This window comes from Streptomyces sp. NPDC090106, assembly GCF_044747265.1.
GTDB lineage: Bacteria > Actinomycetota > Actinomycetes > Streptomycetales > Streptomycetaceae > Streptomyces.
The window spans coordinates 311,731-331,513 of the sequence record NZ_JBIVDS010000001.1 but is presented as its reverse complement, the minus strand read 5'-3'; the positions used below and the strand labels follow the sequence as shown (position 1 = coordinate 331,513).

17 protein-coding genes and 1 tRNA gene are annotated in these 19,783 nt (G+C 70.9%); 15 read left to right on the top strand and 3 right to left on the bottom strand.

Annotated features, from left to right (window positions below):
- Positions 1-144 precede the first annotated feature (144 nt).
- From ACIPSE_RS01565 to ACIPSE_RS01555, 3 genes are all read left to right on the top strand, one after another.
- Positions 145-1,644: an SDR family NAD(P)-dependent oxidoreductase gene (locus tag ACIPSE_RS01565; RefSeq protein WP_401656203.1), complete on the top strand. Its 1,500-nt coding sequence runs from the start codon at positions 145-147 to the stop codon at positions 1,642-1,644.
- Between the two features lie 155 nt (positions 1,645-1,799).
- Positions 1,800-3,839, top strand: coding sequence for a hypothetical protein (locus tag ACIPSE_RS01560; protein WP_401656201.1), 2,040 nt, complete (start codon positions 1,800-1,802; stop codon positions 3,837-3,839).
- 231 nt (positions 3,840-4,070) lie between these two features.
- On the top strand, positions 4,071-5,282 hold the full coding sequence (locus ACIPSE_RS01555) for a glycosyltransferase family 2 protein (RefSeq protein ID WP_401656198.1): 1,212 nt from the start codon (positions 4,071-4,073) through the stop codon (positions 5,280-5,282).
- Here the strand turns inward: ACIPSE_RS01555 and ACIPSE_RS01550 are convergent.
- Positions 5,263-7,326 (bottom strand): hypothetical protein, encoded by a 2,064-nt coding sequence (locus ACIPSE_RS01550; RefSeq protein ID WP_401656196.1) that lies wholly within the window; start codon positions 7,324-7,326, stop codon positions 5,263-5,265. The two genes, ACIPSE_RS01555 and ACIPSE_RS01550, sit on opposite strands and share 20 nt — an antisense overlap.
- A 126-nt stretch (positions 7,327-7,452) precedes the next feature.
- Complete coding sequence (locus ACIPSE_RS01545; protein WP_401656194.1) at positions 7,453-8,853, bottom strand: polysaccharide pyruvyl transferase family protein; 1,401 nt, start codon at positions 8,851-8,853, stop codon at positions 7,453-7,455.
- 244 nt (positions 8,854-9,097) lie between these two features.
- Here ACIPSE_RS01545 and proB point away from each other — a divergent pair, with 244 nt between their 5' ends.
- The 5 genes from proB to ACIPSE_RS01520 all read left to right on the top strand — a co-directional run bounded on the left by proB (position 9,098) and on the right by ACIPSE_RS01520 (position 14,168).
- Complete coding sequence (gene proB, locus ACIPSE_RS01540; RefSeq protein WP_401657626.1) at positions 9,098-10,204, top strand: glutamate 5-kinase; 1,107 nt, start codon at positions 9,098-9,100, stop codon at positions 10,202-10,204.
- Positions 10,205-10,524: 320 nt separating this feature from the next.
- Positions 10,525-10,980 carry a hypothetical protein gene (locus tag ACIPSE_RS01535; RefSeq protein ID WP_401657624.1) on the top strand — a complete coding sequence of 152 codons (456 nt, stop codon included), beginning with the start codon at positions 10,525-10,527 and terminating at the stop codon, positions 10,978-10,980.
- Positions 10,981-11,042: 62 nt separating this feature from the next.
- Positions 11,043-12,329: a glutamate-5-semialdehyde dehydrogenase gene (locus tag ACIPSE_RS01530; protein ID WP_401656192.1), complete on the top strand. Its 1,287-nt coding sequence runs from the start codon at positions 11,043-11,045 to the stop codon at positions 12,327-12,329.
- A gap of 54 nt (positions 12,330-12,383) precedes the next feature.
- Positions 12,384-12,959 carry a hypothetical protein gene (locus ACIPSE_RS01525; protein ID WP_401656190.1) on the top strand — a complete coding sequence of 192 codons (576 nt, stop codon included), beginning with the start codon at positions 12,384-12,386 and terminating at the stop codon, positions 12,957-12,959.
- Between the two features lie 132 nt (positions 12,960-13,091).
- Complete coding sequence (locus ACIPSE_RS01520) at positions 13,092-14,168, top strand: hypothetical protein (RefSeq protein WP_401656187.1); 1,077 nt, start codon at positions 13,092-13,094, stop codon at positions 14,166-14,168.
- Between the two features lie 181 nt (positions 14,169-14,349).
- Here the strand turns inward: ACIPSE_RS01520 and ACIPSE_RS01515 are convergent, their stop codons facing one another.
- Positions 14,350-15,417, bottom strand: a complete 1,068-nt coding sequence (locus tag ACIPSE_RS01515; protein ID WP_401657622.1) for a M48 family metallopeptidase — start codon at positions 15,415-15,417, stop codon at positions 14,350-14,352.
- A gap of 124 nt (positions 15,418-15,541) precedes the next feature.
- Here ACIPSE_RS01515 and ACIPSE_RS01510 point away from each other — a divergent pair, with 124 nt between their 5' ends.
- From ACIPSE_RS01510 to ACIPSE_RS01480, 7 genes are all read left to right on the top strand, one after another.
- Positions 15,542-15,703 carry a hypothetical protein gene (locus ACIPSE_RS01510; protein WP_401656185.1) on the top strand — a complete coding sequence of 54 codons (162 nt, stop codon included), beginning with the start codon at positions 15,542-15,544 and terminating at the stop codon, positions 15,701-15,703.
- Positions 15,704-15,832: 129 nt separating this feature from the next.
- Positions 15,833-15,997: a hypothetical protein gene (locus ACIPSE_RS01505; RefSeq protein ID WP_329339321.1), complete on the top strand. Its 165-nt coding sequence runs from the start codon at positions 15,833-15,835 to the stop codon at positions 15,995-15,997.
- 57 nt (positions 15,998-16,054) lie between these two features.
- The gene (gene nadD / locus ACIPSE_RS01500; protein WP_401656182.1) at positions 16,055-16,693 is read left to right on the top strand and encodes a nicotinate-nucleotide adenylyltransferase; all 639 of its coding nucleotides are present in this window, start codon (positions 16,055-16,057) and stop codon (positions 16,691-16,693) included.
- Positions 16,694-16,710: 17 nt separating this feature from the next.
- Positions 16,711-18,375: an LCP family protein gene (locus ACIPSE_RS01495; RefSeq protein ID WP_401656180.1), complete on the top strand. Its 1,665-nt coding sequence runs from the start codon at positions 16,711-16,713 to the stop codon at positions 18,373-18,375.
- Positions 18,376-18,456: 81 nt separating this feature from the next.
- On the top strand, positions 18,457-18,900 hold the full coding sequence (gene rsfS, locus ACIPSE_RS01490) for a ribosome silencing factor (protein WP_401656178.1): 444 nt from the start codon (positions 18,457-18,459) through the stop codon (positions 18,898-18,900).
- A complete protein-coding gene (locus ACIPSE_RS01485) occupies positions 18,897-19,568 on the top strand; it encodes a histidine phosphatase family protein (protein ID WP_401657620.1) in 672 nt (223 codons plus the stop codon). Before rsfS ends, ACIPSE_RS01485 begins: the two co-directional genes overlap by 4 nt.
- 97 nt (positions 19,569-19,665) lie before the next feature.
- A tRNA-Ala gene (locus tag ACIPSE_RS01480) sits at positions 19,666-19,738 on the top strand.
- Positions 19,739-19,783 lie beyond the last annotated feature (45 nt).

Genomic DNA, 19,783 nt, shown 5'->3' with positions numbered 1-19,783 from the left:
GTACAACCGTCGGGCCCATCACCAGGTGTGCAAGGTGAATGACAGGTTGCGCGCACATATGCAGTTGCTGGCGCTCACCTTGCACTGCGGTAACCGAAAGTGGGACCATTTCCGAGTTCCCTGACGCCCTGAGGTAGGTCATTCGTGTCCCAGCACATCGCCAAGCCCCGAACCACCGCAGTGATCCTGGCCGGTGGCACCGGCCAGCGCGTGGGTCTGTCGATCCCCAAGCAGCTGCTGAAGATCGCCGGCAAGGCAGTCATCGAGCACACCCTGACCACCTTCGAGAACGCCGACTCGATCGACGACATCATCGTGCTGATGGCGCCCGGGTACGTGCCCGACATCGAGAAGATCGTCGCCAAGGCCGGGTTCACGAAGGTCAAGAAGATCATCGAGGGCGGCTCCACGCGGAACGAGACCACCGAGCGCGCCATCTCGGCGCTCGGCGAGGGCCTGGCCGAGGGCGAGGACGTCAACGTCCTGTTCCACGACGCCGTGCGCCCCCTGCTCTCCCGGCGCGTCATCGACGACTGCGTGACCGCGCTGGAGCGCTTCCAGGCCGTCGACGTCGCCATCCCCTCCGCCGACACCATCATCGTCACGCGCACGCACGGCGAGGACGGCGAGTTCATCACCGAGATCCCGGACCGCTCCCGCCTGCGCCGCGGCCAGACCCCGCAGGCCTTCAAGCTGTCCACCATCAGGCGCGCCTACGAGGTCGCCGCCGGTGACCCCAACTTCCAGGCCACGGACGACTGCTCGGTCGTGCTCAAGTACCTGCCGGACGTGCCGATCCACGTCGTCGCGGGCGACGAGTACAACATGAAGGTCACCCAGCCCGTCGACGTCTTCATCGCCGACAAGCTCTTCCAGCTCGCCTCCACCGCCGCGCCCGAGCAGGTCTCCGAGGAGGCCTACCGCGAACTGCTCACCGGCAAGACCGTGGTCGTCTTCGGCGGTTCGTACGGCATCGGCAAGGACATCGCCGAACTCGCCGAGTCCTACGGCGCGAAGGTCTACGCGCTCGGCCGCTCCACCACCGGCACGCACGTCGAGAACCCCGAGGAGGTCGACGACGCGCTGTCCAAGGCGTACGCGGAGACCGGGCGCATCGACCACGTCGTGAACACCGCGGGCGTGCTGCGCATCGGCAAGCTCGCCGAGACCGACAACGCGACCATCGAGGAAGCCCTCAAGGTCAACTACCTCGCGCCGGTGCAGATCGCGCGCTCCAGCTACAAGTACCTCGCCGAGACCAAGGGCCAGTTGCTGCTCTACACCTCCAGCAGCTACACCCGGGGCCGCGCCGAGTACAGCCTCTACTCCTCGACCAAGGCCGCCATGGTGAACCTCACCCAGGCCCTGTCCGACGAGTGGGCCGGCGACGGGGTGCGCGTCAACTGCATCAACCCCGAGCGCACCGCGACCCCCATGCGCACCAAGGCCTTCGGCCAGGAGCCGTCGGGTTCGCTGCTCTCCTCCGAGGCCGTGGCCCGCACCTCGCTGGACGTACTGCTGTCCGAACTGACCGGTCATGTGATCGATGTCCGGCAGCAGGACCCGACGGCCGCCGCGGGCAAGGCCTCCGGGTTCGAGCAGGCGCTGGCCTCCGTTCTGGACCGTCAGGACGGCGTGGCATAATCGCCCACAAATAGACTTCTGTTATTCAGGCCTTTGTGACTGCCCGTTCCACGAGCTTTCGCAGGGGCCTGAATCCGTACCTCTCGCGAATTTCTCACATTTTCGCCGTACGTCAGAACAAAACCGGCACTCCCCCTCCAAGAGCAGGTTCCTCCGTGATAACCAGAGTCATTCGCGTCGCCCGGGTGGGCAGCGCGGCCGAACTGGCCGCGGCGGCCCTCATGATGCTGGGCTACCCCATGCTCATGCTGGCCGCGCTCGTCCCGAGCGTTCCCGCCTTCACAGCCGCCGCGGCCGTGACCTACCTGGCGGACCACTATCTGCACCGCCAGGGCAGCTACCTGATCAACCGCCTCAGCAAGGTGCGCGCGGGTCTGTCGATCCGCTTCCTGATCAGACAGCTGCTGCTGGTGCTGCTGCTGGCGCGACTCGACCTCGCGGACGGACTCGTCTTCTACGGCGCGGTCGCCTGCTTCATCGCGTTCTACGGCCTCCAGGCCCCGCACGGCGCGCTGGTCACCCTGATCCGCAACCGCCGCCGGATGCCCGTCGCCACCCGCAACGTGGACCTGGCCTCCCGCATCCGCATCCCGGACGCGCCGCCGCAGGGCCTGCTCAACCGCTCCGCCGAGAAGATGCTGCACCTCGACCTGTTCGCCGTGATCGGCGTGCTCGTCTCGGCGTCCACGGACTCGGTGCTGGCCGCGTTCGTCGGCATCGGCGCGACGATAGCGCTGGGCATCCTCTACGTCCTCGCGCTGATGCCGTACGTTCGCGGCGCCAAGGTCCCGCCGAACGCCGACACGGTCCTGGCCGCCGTCGACGACTGGCTGGCCGGGTACCGGCCCGAGACGGTGCTGTACTTCTCCGGCTCCAAGGACTCCGTCTACCAGGTCAACATGTGGCTGGAGACGATGGAGCAGCTCGACTCCAAGCCGCTGATCCTGCTGCGCGAGCGCGTCATCCTGCAGAACCTGGCGCCCACCACGGTCCCCGTCGTCTGCGTGCCCGGAGGGGTGCACCTGATGAACATGGACCTGTCCCACGTGCGCGTGGCGCTGTACGCGGCCAACGTCGGCAAGAACATCCACCTGCTGCGCGTCCCGACCATGAAGCACGTCTTCATCGGCCACGGCGACAGCGACAAGCTGGCCAGCGTCAACCCGTTCAGCAAGGTCTACGACGAGGTCTGGACCGCCGGCCGGGCCGGCCGCGACCGGTACGCCATCGCCGACGTCGGCGTCCTGGACGCGGACATCGTCGAGGTGGGCCGCCCGCAGCTCGCGCCCATCGAGACCGGGCAGGCCGGGTCCGGGGCAGGTGTCCCGACGGTGCTGTACGCGCCGACCTGGGAGGGCTGGGACGGCAACCCGGGCAACACCTCGCTGGTGCTGGCCGGCGAGAACATCGTCAAGAAGCTGATCAAGGCCGATCCGCCGGTCCGCGTCCTGTACAAGCCGCACCCCTTCACCGGCACCGTCAGCGCCGAGGCGGGGGCCGCGCACCGCCGCGTCACCGCCCTGGTGGAGAAGGCCGCCGCGGAGCGCGCCGCGGCCGGTGACACGGCCGCCCAGACGGCCGCCAAGGCCGACCTGGCCCGTATCGAGGCACGCCTCGCGGTGCTGTCCGGCAACGGCGGCGAGAAGGGCGACGAGGCCGAGGCCACCCGGGACGGCGTGACCGACCTCGTCAAGCACGAGGAGATCGCCCGGCTGCGCACCGAGTGGAACGACGCCTACTGGCGTTCCTTCGGCGCGGCGGAGCACCGCGTCATCTCCGGCTCCGAGCCGCGGCTGTACGACTGCTTCAACGTCTCCGACGCGATGGTCTCCGACATCTCCAGCGTGGTCTCCGACTTCATCGCGAGCGGCAAGCCGTACGCGGTGACGGACTCCGCGCAGCTCGGCGAGGAGGAGTTCAAGCGCCAGAACACGGCCGTACGGGCCGCGGTGATCCTCTCCAACAGCGCCGCCGAGCTGGGCGGACTGCTGGACGCGGTCCGTGACGCGGCGGCCGACCCGCTGGCCGAGGACCGCAAGGAGCTCAAGGAGTACCTGCTGGGTCCGGACGAGCCGACCTCCATCGAGCAGTTCAACACCGCGGTGGCGAACCTCTCGATCAAGGCCGACGCGCGCAACGTGGGCCAGGAGTCCCGGGCGGCGACCGCCACCGCGGAGGCCACCACCAAGGCCTGACCGGACGGGTTCCACAGGCCCGATCGGGCGCAAGGGCCCGGTTTTCGAGGAGTGATCCTCGAAAACCGGGCCTTTTTTGCGTACGTCAGGGGGGAGGCGTCGTTGGAGTCCGTGCCTGCGTGACCTGGGACACATCGCCCGGGCACGGAGACAACCGCCTCCCGGTCCCGTCCGTCTATCGAGTTGCCAGTGAGGGGACACCGGTGGAATGTCAGATGAAGCGGGGGAAGAGTGGTCGTGGCGCAGCCTGATGTGACCGTCGTGATCGGCGCGTACGAAGCGATGCCGTACCTGGTCGACTGTCTGGCCTCCGTCGAGGCCCAGACGCTCGACCACGCGCGTCTTGAGGTCATCGCCGTCGACGACGGCTCGACGGACGGCACCGGCGAGCACCTGGAGGAGTTCGCGGACCGTGCGGACTTCCCGGTCACGGTGGTCCGGCAGGACAACTCCGGCGGCCCCAGCGGCCCGCGCAACGTCGGCCTCGGCAAGGCGTCGGGACGGTACGTGTTCTTCCTCGACGCCGACGACCGGCTCGGCCCCGAGGCGCTGGAGCGGATGGTCGCGATGGCCGACCGCAACGGCACGGACGTCGTCCTCGGCCGCGTCGAGGGCGTCAACCGCAAGCCGCCCCAGTCGATGTGGGGCCGGACCCTGGAGCGCACCGACGTCCACTCCTCCAACATCCGGTTCACGCTGAGCGCGCAGAAGCTGTTCCGCCGCGCCCTGCTGACCCGGCACAGCATGTGCTTCGACGAGTCGCTGTGGACCGGCGAGGACGCCCTGTTCACCATGGAGGCCTACCTCCGCGCCGACGGCGTCTCCCTCATCGACGACTACACCTGCTACTACCTGGTGGGCCGCGAGGACGGCAAGCACGTCACCAAACGCGGCAGTTACACCCTCCGCTTCGACTCCGCGCGCGCCCTCGCGGGCCTGATCGCCGACATGGTCCCGCCGGGCGCGCGCCGCGACCAGCTGATGACCCGGCCCTTCGTGGTGACCCTGCTGCCGCAGTTCGGCCCCAAGTACCTCAGGGACAGCGAGGAGGTCAGGCGGCACAAGTTCGAGCTGGCGAAGCCGCTGATGGACGCCTATCTGACCGACGACGTCGTCCGCCGCCTCCGCGTGGAGGAACGGCTGCGGGCCCACGCCGTGGCCCAGGGACGCCCCGAACTCCTCCTCGACCTGCTGGAGTTCCGCCGGGAGCGGCGCGAGCCCACCCCGGTCGTGGAGCGCCGCGGGCGCCGCGTCTACCTCGCCTACCCGCACTTCCGGGACGCCGCGGCCGGCGTCCCCGAGTCGCTCTACCTCGCCGAGCCCCGCGAGGCCCGCGCCGTCCCGGGCTACCGGGAGGGTGGGCTCGACGCGTTCGTCCGCCGGGCCGCGCGCAAGGCCAGGCGGGTCCTGCCGGCCCGGGACGTCAGGCCTGCGGCGGTGTGACCGACGGCTGCTCCTCGGTGCGCCGCTGACCGGGGATCTCCGACGCCAGCCGGTCCGTCATCCGCGTACGGTGCTCCCGGGCCGCCGTGCACAGGGCCTGGACGGCGAGGCCGAAGCGGGCCTGCGAGGAGGGCTCCGCGGGGCCCAGCAGATGCCGCTTCAGCTCCGCGCGGGCCTCCACCAGCAGATCCTTGTCCGGGTTCCGCACGGCGTCGAGCAGCGCCGGCATCTCCCGGGCGTCCGGCGTCAGCACCGTCGCCGCCCGCACCGTCGGGAAGGCCTCCCGGAACGCGTCCTCGGGCAGGCCGCTGGTGTTGGCGACCGCGTACGGCTTGCCGCTCACCAGGAAGTCGCTGATCACGCTCGACACATCGCTGATCAGCAGATCGGCCCGGTTGAAGCAGCCGTACAGGGCGGGCCGGGCGTCGGTGACGACCTGGTGCTCCCACACGGGCAGCGACGCCCAGTACGCCTCCTCCCAGTCGGCCATGGCCTGCGCCACGGCCCGGGCCCGGCCGCGCGGCGGCGTCGACTGCACCAGCATCCGCTCGACCTGGTCGGCGCCGGGCCGGAAGTCGGCGCTGGTGAGCCGGTCGAGCCGCTGGGTGCGCAGGGCCAGCTCGCCGCCGTCCGCGGGGCGCGGCCCGCCGCGCTCCCGGTTCGCGGCCCGCACCAGGTCCCGGATCCGCCGGTCGGCCGCCCCGGCCCGCGCGTCCACCGAACCCGTCAGCGGATGCGGCTTGTACAGCAGCCGCACCCCCGGATCGGCGAGCAGCGCCCGGACGAGGTTCTCGCCCGCCGCGATCACCGAGGTGTTGCCGGGGTTGCCGTCCCAGCCCTCCCAGGTCGGCGCGTACAGCACCGTCGTGAACGCGCCGGCCGGCGGGCCGTCGTAGGCCCGCACCGTGTCGAGCTGGGGGCGGCCGATCTCGCGGACCTCGCGGTCGTCCACGCCGACCTCGGCCTGCGCGTACCGCTCGCGGGCGGCGGGGCCCGCCACCCACACCTCGTCGTACGCCTTCGCGTACGGGTTGCACGAGGACAGCTTGTCGCTCTCGCCGTGGTTGACGAAGGTGTGCTTGAGCGTGGGGATGCGCAGCACCTGGGAGGTCTTGCCGGAGTTCGAGGGGTGGATGAGGACCTGGAGGCTGGAGTGCTCCAGGCGCATCAGCGTGGTGACCTTCGGCAGGCAGACGATCGGGAGGTCGGTCGCGGCGAGCTTCTGCACCATGAAACGTTCACGCACGATGACGACGGGCCGGGCGTCGAGCTTCGCGAGGGGCTCCAGCCACATGTTCGCCTGGTAGGCGGAGGAGACACCGCCGGAGAAGTACAGGCCGACCGTGGGCCGGTACTCGGCGAGCCAGGCGTCGAACCAGTCGAGCACCTCCTGCTCGCCCGCCGGACGCCGGCCGGGCAGCAGCCGCAGCAGCAGCTCGCCGAGGCCCAGCAGCCCCAGCAGCAGCGACAGGGCGATCCCGCTGGCCGCCGCGGCCGGTACGTCGGTGGCGGTCGCCGCCGCGAGCCCCACGGTGGCGGGCAGCCCGAACAGCAGCAGCCGCTGCCCGGGCTGGCGCAGCAGCGCCGGCGGGGCGGGGGACAGGCGCAGCGCGAGGGCGTCGACGTTGCGGGTCACCACCGGCAGCGTGCGGGTGCGGCGGACCAGGACGGAGACCGCCTGGATCGCGCAGTGCAGCCCGTAGAAGACCAGCACCCCGGCGACGAGCGGGGCGTACACCGACTCCCGGTCCTGCTCGCCGACCCGCAGCAGTCCCACCACGAGCAGCAGGTCCCGCAGCACATGACGCAGCGTGATGTCCAGATGGGACTTGGCGAACACCGTGGCCATGCCGCGCTGCCAGCGGTGCAGCACCCCCTCCAGGGCGAGGGAGACCGCGGTGGAGGCGAGCAGCAGCGGCACGTCCGGCAGGAGCGCGGCGACGGCCTGTGCGGCGAAGGCGGCCCCCACGAGGAGCGTGAGCAGGATCTTCAGCGCGACGCGGCGCAGGGCTGATGATCGGAGGCGGAGTCTCTTCCAGAACACGCGGTCACTCCAAGGTCGTCGCAGACGTGCGTACGGGTTAACGCGCGGCGACCACCGGACGACACGCGCGTGTCCCCCGGCCTTGGAGTGACCGTGAGTGATACGAGCAGCTGCTCGGGGGAGCGACTAGCCGCGGCCCGGCTTCAGGGCCCGGCGCAGGGGGCCGCCGACGGCCCGGCGGGCCCGGCGGTAGACCGAGGCCGGGGCGGGGGCCACGGTGGCGACGGACTTCTTCTTGGCGCGGGCCAGGTCGTGCCTCAGCCGGTCGTTGTCCTGGGCGAGTTCGGTGATGTGCCGCTGCATCCAGGCCAGCCGCGGGGCCAGCGAGGCGACGTCGTTGTCGAGCCAGGGCCGCACGCCCGCCGGGAAGGACAGCTTGCGCAGCCGCTCCTCGAAGGCGGCGCCGCCGTCACCGTGGGTGAAGGTGTTCTGGAGGCCGTTGCGCTCCAGGAACCCGGTGAACCGCTCGAAGCGCTCCTGGTGGCCGCTCATCAGCTTGCCGAAGTCCGCGTCCTCGTACAGCTTCGCCGGGTCCAGGTCGGCGGGCAGCTTGTCGATCCTGAGGTGCGGGATGTCGAAGTAGCGGCACAGCTCCAGGGTGCGCGAGTCGCCGGACAGGACCGTCGCGGGCGTGCCGGCGAGCAGGGCGGCGATGTTGCCGTGGATGCGGGAGCCGAAGGAGAAGTCGAAGGCGCGCAGGTCGTCGATCCAGGTGACCGGGTCGATGTAGACGCGGACCTTGTCCTCCCGGTACATCGGGTGGTCCGGGTGGGACGGCATCGCCGTCACGCCGGCGTTCGGGTCGGACAGGTCCCGCCAGTGCAGCTGCCGGGCGTCGCTGATGTTCTGGCCGATGAACCGCAGGTTCGGGTACTGGGCGTGCGCGCGGTCGATGACCTTGCCCAGACCCTGCTTCTGGACGGCGTTGTGCGAGCCGTTGATGGCTATGCGGGAGTCGGCGGTCAGCTCCGGCGCGCGCTTGTGCACCGCCAGTTCCTTGCCGTGCATGAACAGCGAGGGGCAGCCGATGACCTCGACGTCCTTGAACCCCATGTCCTTGAGGTACTGCTCGGTGAACTCGCCGCGCACACCGATCGAGGCGCTGCGGTCCAGCACCGCCGAGACGAAGTCGCGCACGGCCGGCTCGATGGGCTTCAGCCGCGCCGGGTCGTAGTTCAGCCCCGTCTGCGCGCCGACCCCGACCACCACGACCGGGATCTTCAGCCTGCCGATGAGCCGGGTCAGCCGCTTCAGCTGCGACTCGAAGCTCGGCCGGAAGGCGTTCGCCAGCGGGACGACGAAGGCGTCGTACTCCGCGTTGATCCGGGCCGCCGCGGCGATGTCCGACCGGATGCCGTTGGAGACCACCTCGGTCCCCGGCGTCTGGAGGATCTTGTGGGTGGCGTCGCTGAAGATCAGGTTGCCTGAGTTGGTGGCGATGACGTCGCGCTGGAGGGCCTCCTCCAGGGGGACGGCGTCGAACGGGCTCTTACCGGACCTGAGGAGGACGCGCTTCGCGGGGGTCACGCGGCGAACAGTAGATGACACAAGGTTCAATTTAAGTTTGAGTGTTCTTTGATTTCTATATGGAACTCCTACAACCTTTTTGCCATGCGCGACGCGTGAGCAAGCGGTTACGTGCTGATGCCACGCTTCGGTGTCCGGGGGCTGGACCGCCGCCCCGCGGGACAGCCCCCTTCGCGTAGATTGCTGCCACGCGCGAGAAGTGGGGACAGAGCAGGTGGCAAGCGTCGCAAGCGCCCGGCAGGCCGTGACCGAGGCCCGCAGGATCGTCGTCAAAGTGGGTTCCTCGTCGCTGACCACCGCCTCCGGCGGACTCGACGCCGACCGGGTCGACGCGCTCGTCGACGTCCTCGCCAAGAGCCGCGGCGGGGGAGAGCGCGAGGTGATCCTCGTCTCCTCCGGCGCCATCGCCGCCGGTCTCGCCCCGCTCGGACTGCGCCGCCGCCCCAAGGACCTGGCCCGCCAGCAGGCCGCCGCCAGCGTCGGCCAGGGCCTGCTGGTCGCCCGCTACACCGCCTCCTTCGCCCGCTACGGCATCCGCGTCGGCCAGGTCCTGCTGACCAGCGACGACATGAGCCGCCGGGCCCACCACCGCAACGCCTCCACCACCCTCGACAAGCTCCTCGCGATGGGCGCCTTCCCGGTCGTCAACGAGAACGACACGGTGGCCACGGACGAGATCCGCTTCGGGGACAACGACCGGCTCGCCGCCCTCGTCGCCCACCTGGTCAGGGCCGACCTGCTGGTCCTGCTCTCCGACATCGACGGCGTCTACGACGGCGACCCCGGCAAGCCCGGCACCGCGCGGATCGCGCAGGTGCGCGGACCCGCCGACCTCGCCGGCGTCGAGATCGGCAGCGCGGGCAAGGCCGGGGTCGGCACCGGCGGCATGGTCACCAAGGTCGAGGCCGCCCGCATCGCCGCCGCCGCGGGCATCCCGGTCGTGCTGACCAGCGCCGTGCACGCCGCCGAGGCGCTGTCCGGCGGTGACACCGGCACCTACTTCCACCCCACCGGCAAGCGCTCCGCCGACCGGCTGCTCTGGCTCCAGCACGCGTCCACCCCGCGCGGCTCGCTCACCCTGGACGACGGCGCCGTCCGGGCGGTCGTCCAGCGCCGCAAGTCGCTGCTGCCCGCCGGGATCGCCGCCGTCGACGGCGAGTTCAACGCCGGTGACCCCGTCGAACTGAGGGACACCGCGGGGCGCGCGGTGGCCCGCGGGCTCGTCAGCTTCGACGCCAAGGAGATCCCCCAGCTGCTCGGCCGCTCCACGCGGGAGCTCGCGCGGGAGCTGGGAGCGGCGTACGAGCGGGAGGTCGTCCACCGGGACGACCTGGTGATCCTCCAGCCGTAGCCGTAGCCGTAGCCGTAGCCGTAGCCGTAGCCGGCCCGCCGGACCGACCTCGCCGGACTCCGGCCCCGGCCGAAAACAGGGTGAACGTCCGGTCCGGCCTGTCGCCCTCAGGTGGACGTTCCGCGCTGTGCCTTCCCGGGGGGCGACCCCCGGACCCCCGGCCGAAAACAGGGTGAACGTCCGGTCCGGCGTGTCGCCCTCAGGTGGACGTTCCGCAAAAGTGCCACGCGAACCCTTGCGGCCTGCTCAACTTTGACCCAGGGACACATTCCGCACGACCACCCGGTCGGTCACGCGTAAAGGAGGCCGTCGTGAGACGAGTGCGCCCTGGGGCCGCGCCCCGCGATGGGGCCGAGGTCTCGTCCCGCGCGCCGGGTGAGGAGCGCGTGCTGACGAGCGTCGCCGCCGGGGACCGGTACGAGAAGCCCGAGGACCTGCCCCGGCTGTGGCACGTCACGCTCAGCGTCTCCGGCGAGGAGGCCCCCCTCAAGGAGGTCCGGCGCGGACTCGAACAGCTCGCCCACGACCACCCCTTCCTGCTGACCAGCCGCTACGCCCACGACCACGCGGAGATCCGCTACTGGGAGGAGGCGCGCGACCTGCACGACGCCGCCGCCGTCGCGCTGCGCCTGTGGGGCGAGCACCGCCAGTCCGCCCGGCTGCCGCCCTGGGAGATCGTCGGCCTGGAGGTCATCGACCGCGAGACCTACCACCAGCGCGTCGCCGAGGGGTACGGGCCGCCGCCCGCGACACCGGTCGGGGTTCATCCGTTTTGACCCCGTCTCGCGGTGTAAGACGACCGGGGTCCGGCGCCCTCCCGGCGCACTACCCTTCCCCCATGACCACGCTCTCGCCGTACGACAACCTGTCCCCGGTCACCCAGGCCGCGTACCGCGCCAAGGCCGCCGCCGCCGACCTCGCCCCGCTGCCGCGGGCCGTGAAGGACGACGCGCTGCTCGCCATCGCGGACGCCCTGGAGGTGCGGACGAGCGAGATCGTCGAGGCCAACGCCAAGGACATCGCCAAGGCCCGCGAGGCCGGCACGAGCGAGTCGATCGTCGACCGGCTCACCCTGACCCCGGAGCGGGTGCGCGCCATCGCCTCCGACGTCCGGGACGTCGTCGCGCTGCCCGACCCGGTCGGCGAGGTCGTCCGCGGCTCCACCCTGCCCAACGGCATCGACCTGCGCCAGGTCCGTGTCCCGCTCGGCGTGGTCGGCATCATCTACGAGGCCCGGCCCAACGTCACCGTGGACGCCGCCGCCCTGTGCCTGAAGTCCGGCAACGCCGTCCTGCTGCGCGGCTCGGCCTCCGCGTACGAGTCGAACACCGCCCTCGTGCGGGTGCTGCGCGACGCCGTGGGCGGGGCGGGGCTGCCCGCCGACGCCGTCCAGCTGGTGCCCGGGGAGAGCCGCGAGAGCGTGCGCGAGCTGATGCGGGCCCGCGGTCTGGTCGACGTGCTCATCCCGCGCGGCGGTGCCTCCCTGATCCAGACCGTCGTCAGCGAGTCGATCGTCCCGGTCATCGAGACCGGCACCGGCAACTGCCATGTCTACGTCGACGCCCACGCCGACATCGACATGGCCGTCGAGATCCTCATCAACTCCAAGGCCCAGCGCCCCAGCGTCTGCAACGCCGCCGAGACCCTCCTCGTCCACCAGGACATCGCCGCCGAGTTCCTGCCCCGCGCCCTGGACGCCCTCGCGAAGGCCGGCGTGACCGTGCACGCCGACGAACGCGTGCTGGCGTACGCCAAGGACACCGCGGCGACCGTCGTGGAGGCCACACCGGAGGACTGGGAGACCGAGTACCTGTCGTACGACATCGCCGCGGCGGTCGTCGACTCCCTCGACAAGGCCGTCGAGCACATCCGGCTGTGGACCTCCGGGCACACCGAGGCCATCGTCACCACCTCGCAGCAGGCCGCCCGCCGCTTCACCCAACTCGTCGACTCCACGACGGTCGCGGTCAACGCCTCCACCCGCTTCACCGACGGCGGCCAGTTCGGCTTCGGCGCCGAGATCGGCATCTCCACGCAGAAGCTGCACGCCCGCGGCCCCATGGGACTGCCGGAACTGACCAGCACCAAGTACATCGTCACCGGCGACGGGCACGTGCGGCGCTGAGCCGAATTTCCATACCGTCTGCCCAAATTGACCCCCCAGGTCTACTCTGGACCCGTGCCGGAGGACGTGGGGGGCACGCCGTTCGCGGACGGCTGGGACCCCGACGACGACCAGGACCGCGGGGTGTCGGACGAAGAGTTCGCCTCCGTGGTGTTCGACGAGGCCTTCGTCCGCGCGGCCGTGCTCCATGAACCGACCGCCGTCGAACGCCTCCTGGCCGCCGCCCAGGCGAGAGCCGAGGCCTCCGAGGCGGAGGCCCGCCGGGCCCGCGGACGCGGCGAGCGCTGCGACGACCCCGACGGCTACGCCGGCCTCGTCCCCACCGGCGGTGATCCCGAACTCGACGACCTGGACGACACCGACGTCCTGGAGGGCCGCTACGCCGCCTCCGGGACCTACGGCAAGCACGTCCGCTGGCATCGCCCCGTCGCCTGGATGCTGGCCCTCGTGATGGGCGTCGGCATGGTCGCGCTGGCCTTCGCCGCGGTCTACCGGGGCGCCTCCTCCGGCAGCCGCGACAGGGTCCCGCCCCCGGCCTCCACCGGCCTGGAACAGGGCAGCGCCGCGGCCCCCTCCGTCTCCGCCAGCTACTCCCAGCCGGCGGTCTCGGCGGTCCCGCGCACCCCCTGAACGGCCGCGCGAGGTCACGCGCCGGCCGCTGCCGGTTCCCGTCCGGTTCCGGGTCCGTCCTGGTGAGAACCTGTCAGAAGTTGTCGCACAGCGGGGCGTTTACCCGAGCCTCCCGCGACCTACTCTGAAGATATGGGAGGGCCTGGAGAACCACCTGAGGGTGCACCCGAGGGCAGCCCCGGAGGTGGTGAGGACGAATACCGATCCGTCGTCTTCGACGAGTCGTTCGTCCGCGCTGCCCGGCTCCAGGAGTACTCCGCGCAGGAACGCATGGCCGACCAGCACGGACCCGCCGTGCGCCGCCGCCCGCCGATACGCCGGGGGCTCACCCGGCAGGCCCTCGTCCTCGTCGTGCTGATCGCCCTGGCCTTCGGCACCGCCGTCTACATGGGCGTACGCCACCCCTACGAGAGCCCCGCCGCCGTACGCGACCCCCAACTGGCCCTGCGCACCACGGTCGTTCCGCTCGCCCCCGCCGGGACGGTGCCCGGCTCGGCCGACGCCGAGTACCTGTACGCGCACTCGCCCGCCGCCCAGTTCCGGATCGGCGCCGCCGGGATCACCCTGCCCGCCGCCCGGGACACCGCGCACTTCACCGAGACCCAGGTCATGAGCGCCCTGGACACGGTCAAGGAGTACCTGGTCCGCTCCTCCCTCCACCCGGAGGTCCTCACCGGCGGCGAGACCCGGCCCGTGCGGGTGCTGCTCCCCGCGGACCAGTACCTCCAGTTCGACGAGAGCCTCAGACACCCCGCCGCCGACGGCCGCCACGCCGTCACCGGCTGGCTCGTCCGCTTCGACCCCCGGGCCGCCGAGCTGGCCGACCCGCGCATCCGGGTCAGCGGCACCCTCGCGGTGCGCGAGACCGCCTCCACGCTCCTGGAGATCACCGCCGACCACACCTACGTCTACGCGGTCCGCGCCGCCGGAACCGGCGCCAAGGGCGAGGCGTCTCTGTTCACCGTCCGGCGCGAGCTGCACTTCCGCTTCGACCACGAGGACGTACGGCTGCACCAGGCACAGCTGACCGTGTCGTACGCGCAGGCGGGGCCGATGTCCTGCGGGGACACCGCGTCGGACCGGCTGACCCCGCTGCTCGCCGGGCAGAGCGCCCAGGGCTCCGCCCCCTCCGGGACCGACCCCTACACCTCGGACCGGGTGACCGCGCTGTGCGGCACGCTGGCCACCACCGCCCAGCCCAAGGTGTGACAGGGCCCAGGTCCTGTCTTCACATCCCCCTCGTCGCCCGAAGGGCGGCCCCGCGGCGTCCGGTGCGTGCTCTCGGTGTGCCGGGTGCAGGCCCTCGTACTGGATGTACTTGGGCCTGTGCCCGGTGCAGCGAGAGTGCGTGCCGGGCGCCGCGGGGCAGAGGGGGATGTGAAGACAGGCCCTAGTCCCGCGGAGGGGTGTCTCCGGTGTTCGCGCCGCCGCCGAAGCCCCGGCGGACCCGGCCGCCCAGGTCGCCCGCGCCGCCCGCGATGTCGCTGACCAGCTTCATCAGGGGGTCCTTGGAGCTCTTGACGTTGCCCGCGTAGCTGGCGGCGGACTCCCGGAAGGAGTCGGTGACCGAGGTGTCCTTGTCCTCGCTGCGGCGCGGGTAGTGGCCGTCCATCAGACGCTGGTAGTCACGCGTCTCGGACCACTTCTTCAGCTCGGCCGCGCGGACCGTGGTGAAGGGGTGGGAGCGGGGCAGCACGTTCAGGATCTTCAGCACGGAGTCGCGCAGGTCGCCGCCCGCCTCGTACTCCTCGGCCTGCTTCAGGAACGCGTCCACGTTCATCTGGTGCAGATGGTGGCCGCCGGCCAGCTTCATCAGGCCGCGCATCGAGGCCTGGAGGTCCTGGCCGACCAGCAGGCCCGCGCGGTCGGCGGACAGCTCCGACTTGCGGAACCACTCGCGCAGCGCGGTCACGATCGCCATGATCGCGAGGTTGCCCAGCGGGATCCACGCCACCCGCAGGGCGAGGTTCGTCAGGAAGAGCAGGATCGTGCGGTAGACGGCGTGGCCGGACAGGGCGTGGCCCACCTCGTGGCCGACGACCGCCCGCATCTCCTCCTCGTCGAGCAGGTCCACGAGCCCCGTCGTCACCACGATGATCGGCTCGTCCAGGCCGATGCACATCGCGTTCGGCTTGGGGTCCTGGCTGACGTACATCGGCGGGACCTTCTCCAGGTCCAGGATGTAGCAGGCGTCCCGCAGCATGTCGTGGAGATAGGCGAACTGCTCGTCCGAGACCCGCACCGAGTCGGACAGGAACAGCAGCCGCAGGCTCCGCTCGGGCAGCAGCCCGCTCAGCGCCTTGAACACCGTGTCGAACCCGCTCAGCTTGCGCAGCGCGACCAGGGCGGAGCGGTCGGCCGGGTGCTCGTACGCCCGTGAGGAGATCCCCGGGAAGCGCCTGCGCTGCCTGCTCGGGACGTTCTCGTGACCGTTGGACTCGTGGCCGTCGTCGGACATGTCTTCCCCCATGCGCTGAAGATTGATCCTTTACGGACCCTTGTGCGGTCCTTTGCGCCCCCGAAGCAGAGCCCAGCCTAGGCGGAGATAGCGTGGACGGGCAGTAGAGCGAAGGAGACCCGTCATGGAGCACCACCCCGCGTCCGCCTGGCTCGCCGAGGCGGCGAACGCGGCCGAACAGCAAGGATCGGGCGATCTGCTCCGGGTCGTGCTGGTGGTGATGCTGGTGGGCTGTGCGCTGACCGCCTGGTTCCTGTTGCGGGGCTACAGGCAGAAGGACGACTGAACCGGCCCCGGAGTTCCCCGGCGGCAACGCGCGGCTCCAATGGCGGAGTCGGCGTGATCGGTGCGCGGGCCCCCGCTTACGATGGGCCGACATCTTTATCCCGCCCACACCGGATAGGTCCTGCCGAAGATGAGCTTCCACAGCACCGCTGCCCAGTTGGTCACCCTTGCCGCCGAGGGCGAGGAGCACGGCGGCAACCACGAGAGCCTCAGCCCCCTCCTCACCGGTGGCGGCGCCTTCGTGATCCTTCTCCTGCTGCTGTGGATCACGACCCGTTTCAACCGCGATCGCTGATTTGTCCGCAGGGCTGTGGACCGGGGCTCTCAGACCGGGCCGGTAGGGTCTGCACGCATGGGAGAGCAGGACATGCCTACCGGCCCGGGAAACGGCCCGTCGAACCCCGGCAAGCGCCGCCTCGGCGTCATGGGCGGAACCTTCGACCCGATCCACCACGGGCACCTCGTGGCGGCCAGTGAGGTCGCCGCGCAGTTCCACCTGGACGAGGTCGTGTTCGTACCGACCGGGCAGCCGTGGCAGAAGTCGCACCGCGCGGTGTCACCGGCCGAGGACCGCTATCTGATGACGGTCATCGCCACCGCCGAGAACCCGCAGTTCTCGGTCAGCCGGATCGACATCGACCGCGGCGGCCCCACCTACACCGTGGACACCCTGCGCGATCTGCGCGTGCTCAACCCCGACACGGACCTCTTCTTCATCACCGGCGCCGACGCCCTCGGCCAGATCCTCAGCTGGCGCGACTCCGAGGAGCTGTTCTCCCTGGCGCACTTCATCGGGTGCACCCGTCCGGGCCACCCGCTGACCGACCACGGCCTCCCGGAGGGCGGCGTCTCGCTCGTCGAGGTTCCCGCGCTCGCCATCTCCTCGACGGACTGCCGTGGAAGAGTCGCCAAGGGCGACCCCATCTGGTACATGGTGCCGGACGGAGTCGTGCGCTACATCGACAAGCGCGAGCTGTACCGCGGCGAGTGAGCCGAGAGGGGCTACCGGTGAACGACCGATACGACGCGGGCTACGGCGGCGACCAGGACGACCAGTACGAACTGGTCGGCTACGACGAGTACGGCAGGCCGGTCTACCGGCAGGCCGCCCCGCAGCAGGCCTACGACCCGTACGCCCAGCAGCAGGGCTACGGCTACGACCCCTACGCGACGGGCGGCGCACAGCAGCCCCAGCAGACGGGCCAGTACCCCCAGCAGGCCTACGACCCCTACGGCACCCAGGCCGCCCCGTACGACCCCTACGGGCAGCAGACGGCGACGGGCGCCCAGCAGCACGCGCAGCAGCAGCCGGCGCAGCCGCAGGTCGCCGAGCAGACCGCCTACATCCCGCAGCAGGCCGGCCCCGCGGAGGAGCCGGAGAGCCCCGAACGGGACTACCAGACCGGGCAGTTCGCGTTCGTGGAGGATCCGGACGGCGACTCCGAGGACGTCATCGACTGGCTCAACTTCACCGAGAACCGCACCGAGCGCCGTGAGGAGGCCAAGCGCCGCGCCCGCAGCCGGCTGGTCGCCCTGGTCGTCGTCCTGGCGCTCACCGCGGTCGGCGGCGTCGGCTACCTCTGGTACGCCGGGAAGCTGCCCGGACTGTCCGCGAGCGACGACAAGGCAAGGACGACGACGGCCGCGGGCGCCCAGAACCGTGACGTGATCGTCGTCCATCTGCACAACACCAAGGAGGGCGGCACCTCCACGGCGCTGCTCGTGAACAACACCACCACCAAGCAGGGCACCACCGTCCTGATCCCCAACTCCCTCGCCCTGTCCGACGACGACGGCAGCACCACCACGCTCGCCAAGTCGGTCGAGGACGACGGCTCCTCCGGCACCCGCGACGCCATCGACACCGTGCTCGGCACCGAGATCGAGGGCACCTGGCGGCTGGACACCCCCTACCTCCAGAACCTCGTCGACATCGTCGGCAACATCGAGGTCGACACCGACGCGGACGTGCCCGACCCGGACGCCAAGAAGAAGAAGGACGCCGCGACCCTCGTCCACAAGGGCAAGTCCCAGACCCTCAGCGGCAAGATGGCCGTCGCCTACGCCACCTACCGCGCCTCGGGCGAGGCCCAGAACGCGCAGCTGGAGCGGTTCGGCCAGGTCATGCAGGCGGTGCTGCGCAAGATGTCCTCCGACGCGCAGGGCGCCACGGTCACCGTGCAGACCCTCGCGCAGATCCTGGACCCCTCGCTCACCGACAAGGACCTCGGCACGTTCCTCGCCAAGCTCGCCGACCGCGCCAAGGGCGGCGACTACAAGACGGCCCTGCTGCCCGTCCAGGGCGACGGCACACTGAGCGCCGAGGCCAGCGGCAGCGTGGTCAAGGACGTCCTCGGCGGCACCGCGAAGAGCCCCGACAAGGACGCCGCGGTCCGTGTCTCCGTCCAGAACGCCAGCGGCGTCAAGGACAACACCGAGAAGGTCCGCGTGGTCCTGCTCAACGGCGGCTTCACCTTCATCGAGGCCGGGACGGCGTCCGCCGCCCAGTCCGCGTCGAAGGTCGTCTACACCGACGCCGGAGACAAGGAGAACGCCAGCGAGGTCGCCAAGACGCTCGGCCTGCCCACCAGCGCCGTCACCAAGGGCAAGGTCACGTCCAACGCGAACGTCTCGGTGATCCTCGGCCAGGACTACGAGCCCTCGTCGTCCTAGCCCGCGGCTGCGATCGCGTGGGGCGCCGTCGGCGGCCGTGAGACCCTTGAGGTCAACCGACCGCCGACGGAAAGCCTTGCAGTGACCGCGACCGACCGCTCCATCGAGCTCATCCAGACCGCCGCCCAGGCGGCCGCCGACAAGCTCGCGCACGACATCATCGCCTACGACGTCAGCGACGTACTGTCCATCACGGACGCCTTCCTGCTGGCCTCCGCGCCCAACGACCGCCAGGTCAAGTCGATCGTCGACGAGATCGAGGAGCGGCTGAACAAGGAGCTCGGCGCCAAGCCGGTGCGCCGCGAGGGCGACCGCGACGCCCGCTGGATCCTGCTCGACTACGTCGACATCGTCGTCCACGTCCAGCACAGCGAGGAGCGCGTCTTCTACGCCCTGGAGCGGCTCTGGAAGGACTGCCCCGAGCTGGACCTGCCCGAGGACGCCAAGGCCACCCGCGGCAAGGCCGAGGAGCACGCCAAGCTCCAGGCCGCCGAGGAGACGGAGGAAGCCGGTGAGTGGCGGTGAGCGCCACCGGTGAGGTGAGCGCGGGCAGGTCCGGGCGGGGCCGCCGCGTCATCCTGTGGCGGCACGGGCAGACCGCGTGGAACGTGGAGCGCCGCTTCCAGGGCACCACCGACGTCCCCCTCACCGAGACCGGTGTCGCCCAGGCGCGCCGTGCCGCCCGGCTGCTGGCCTCGCTGAAGCCCGACGCGATCGTCGCCTCGGACCTCCGGCGCGCCGCGCTCACGGCCGCCGAGCTCGCCGTCCTCACCGAGCTCCAGATCACCCACGACGAGGGCCTGCGGGAGACCTACGCGGGCGTCTGGCAGGGGCTGACGCACGACGAGATCATCGCCGCGCACGGCGACGAGTACGCCGCGTGGAAGCGCGGTGAGCCGGTCCGCCGGGGCGGTGGCGAGCTGGAGACCGAGGTGGCCGACCGGGCCGCCCCCGTCGTCCTGGGGCACGCCGACAAGCTGCCCGACGGGGGCACCCTCGTCGTCGTCAGCCACGGCGGCACGATCCGCACCACCATCGGCCGTCTCCTGGGTCTCGAGGCCCGTCACTGGGAGAGCCTCGGCGGTCTGTCCAACTGCTGCTGGTCCGTCCTCGGGGAGGGCGCGCGCGGCTGGCGGCTGCTGGAGCACAACGCCGGCACGCTGCCGGAACCGGTGCTCGGCGACGACGACTGAGCGACGACCGGGCGACGACCGGGCGGATTTCACTTTCCGGCAGGTCGCAGGCTAAAGTTCTTCTTGTTCGCCCCGCTGAGCGGGAAGAACGCGGCAAGGGGCTATAGCTCAGTTGGTAGAGCGCCTGCATGGCATGCAGGAGGTCAGGAGTTCAATTCTCCTTAGCTCCACAGCGAGATCCCGCCGGATCGATCAGATCCGGCGGGATTTCTGTT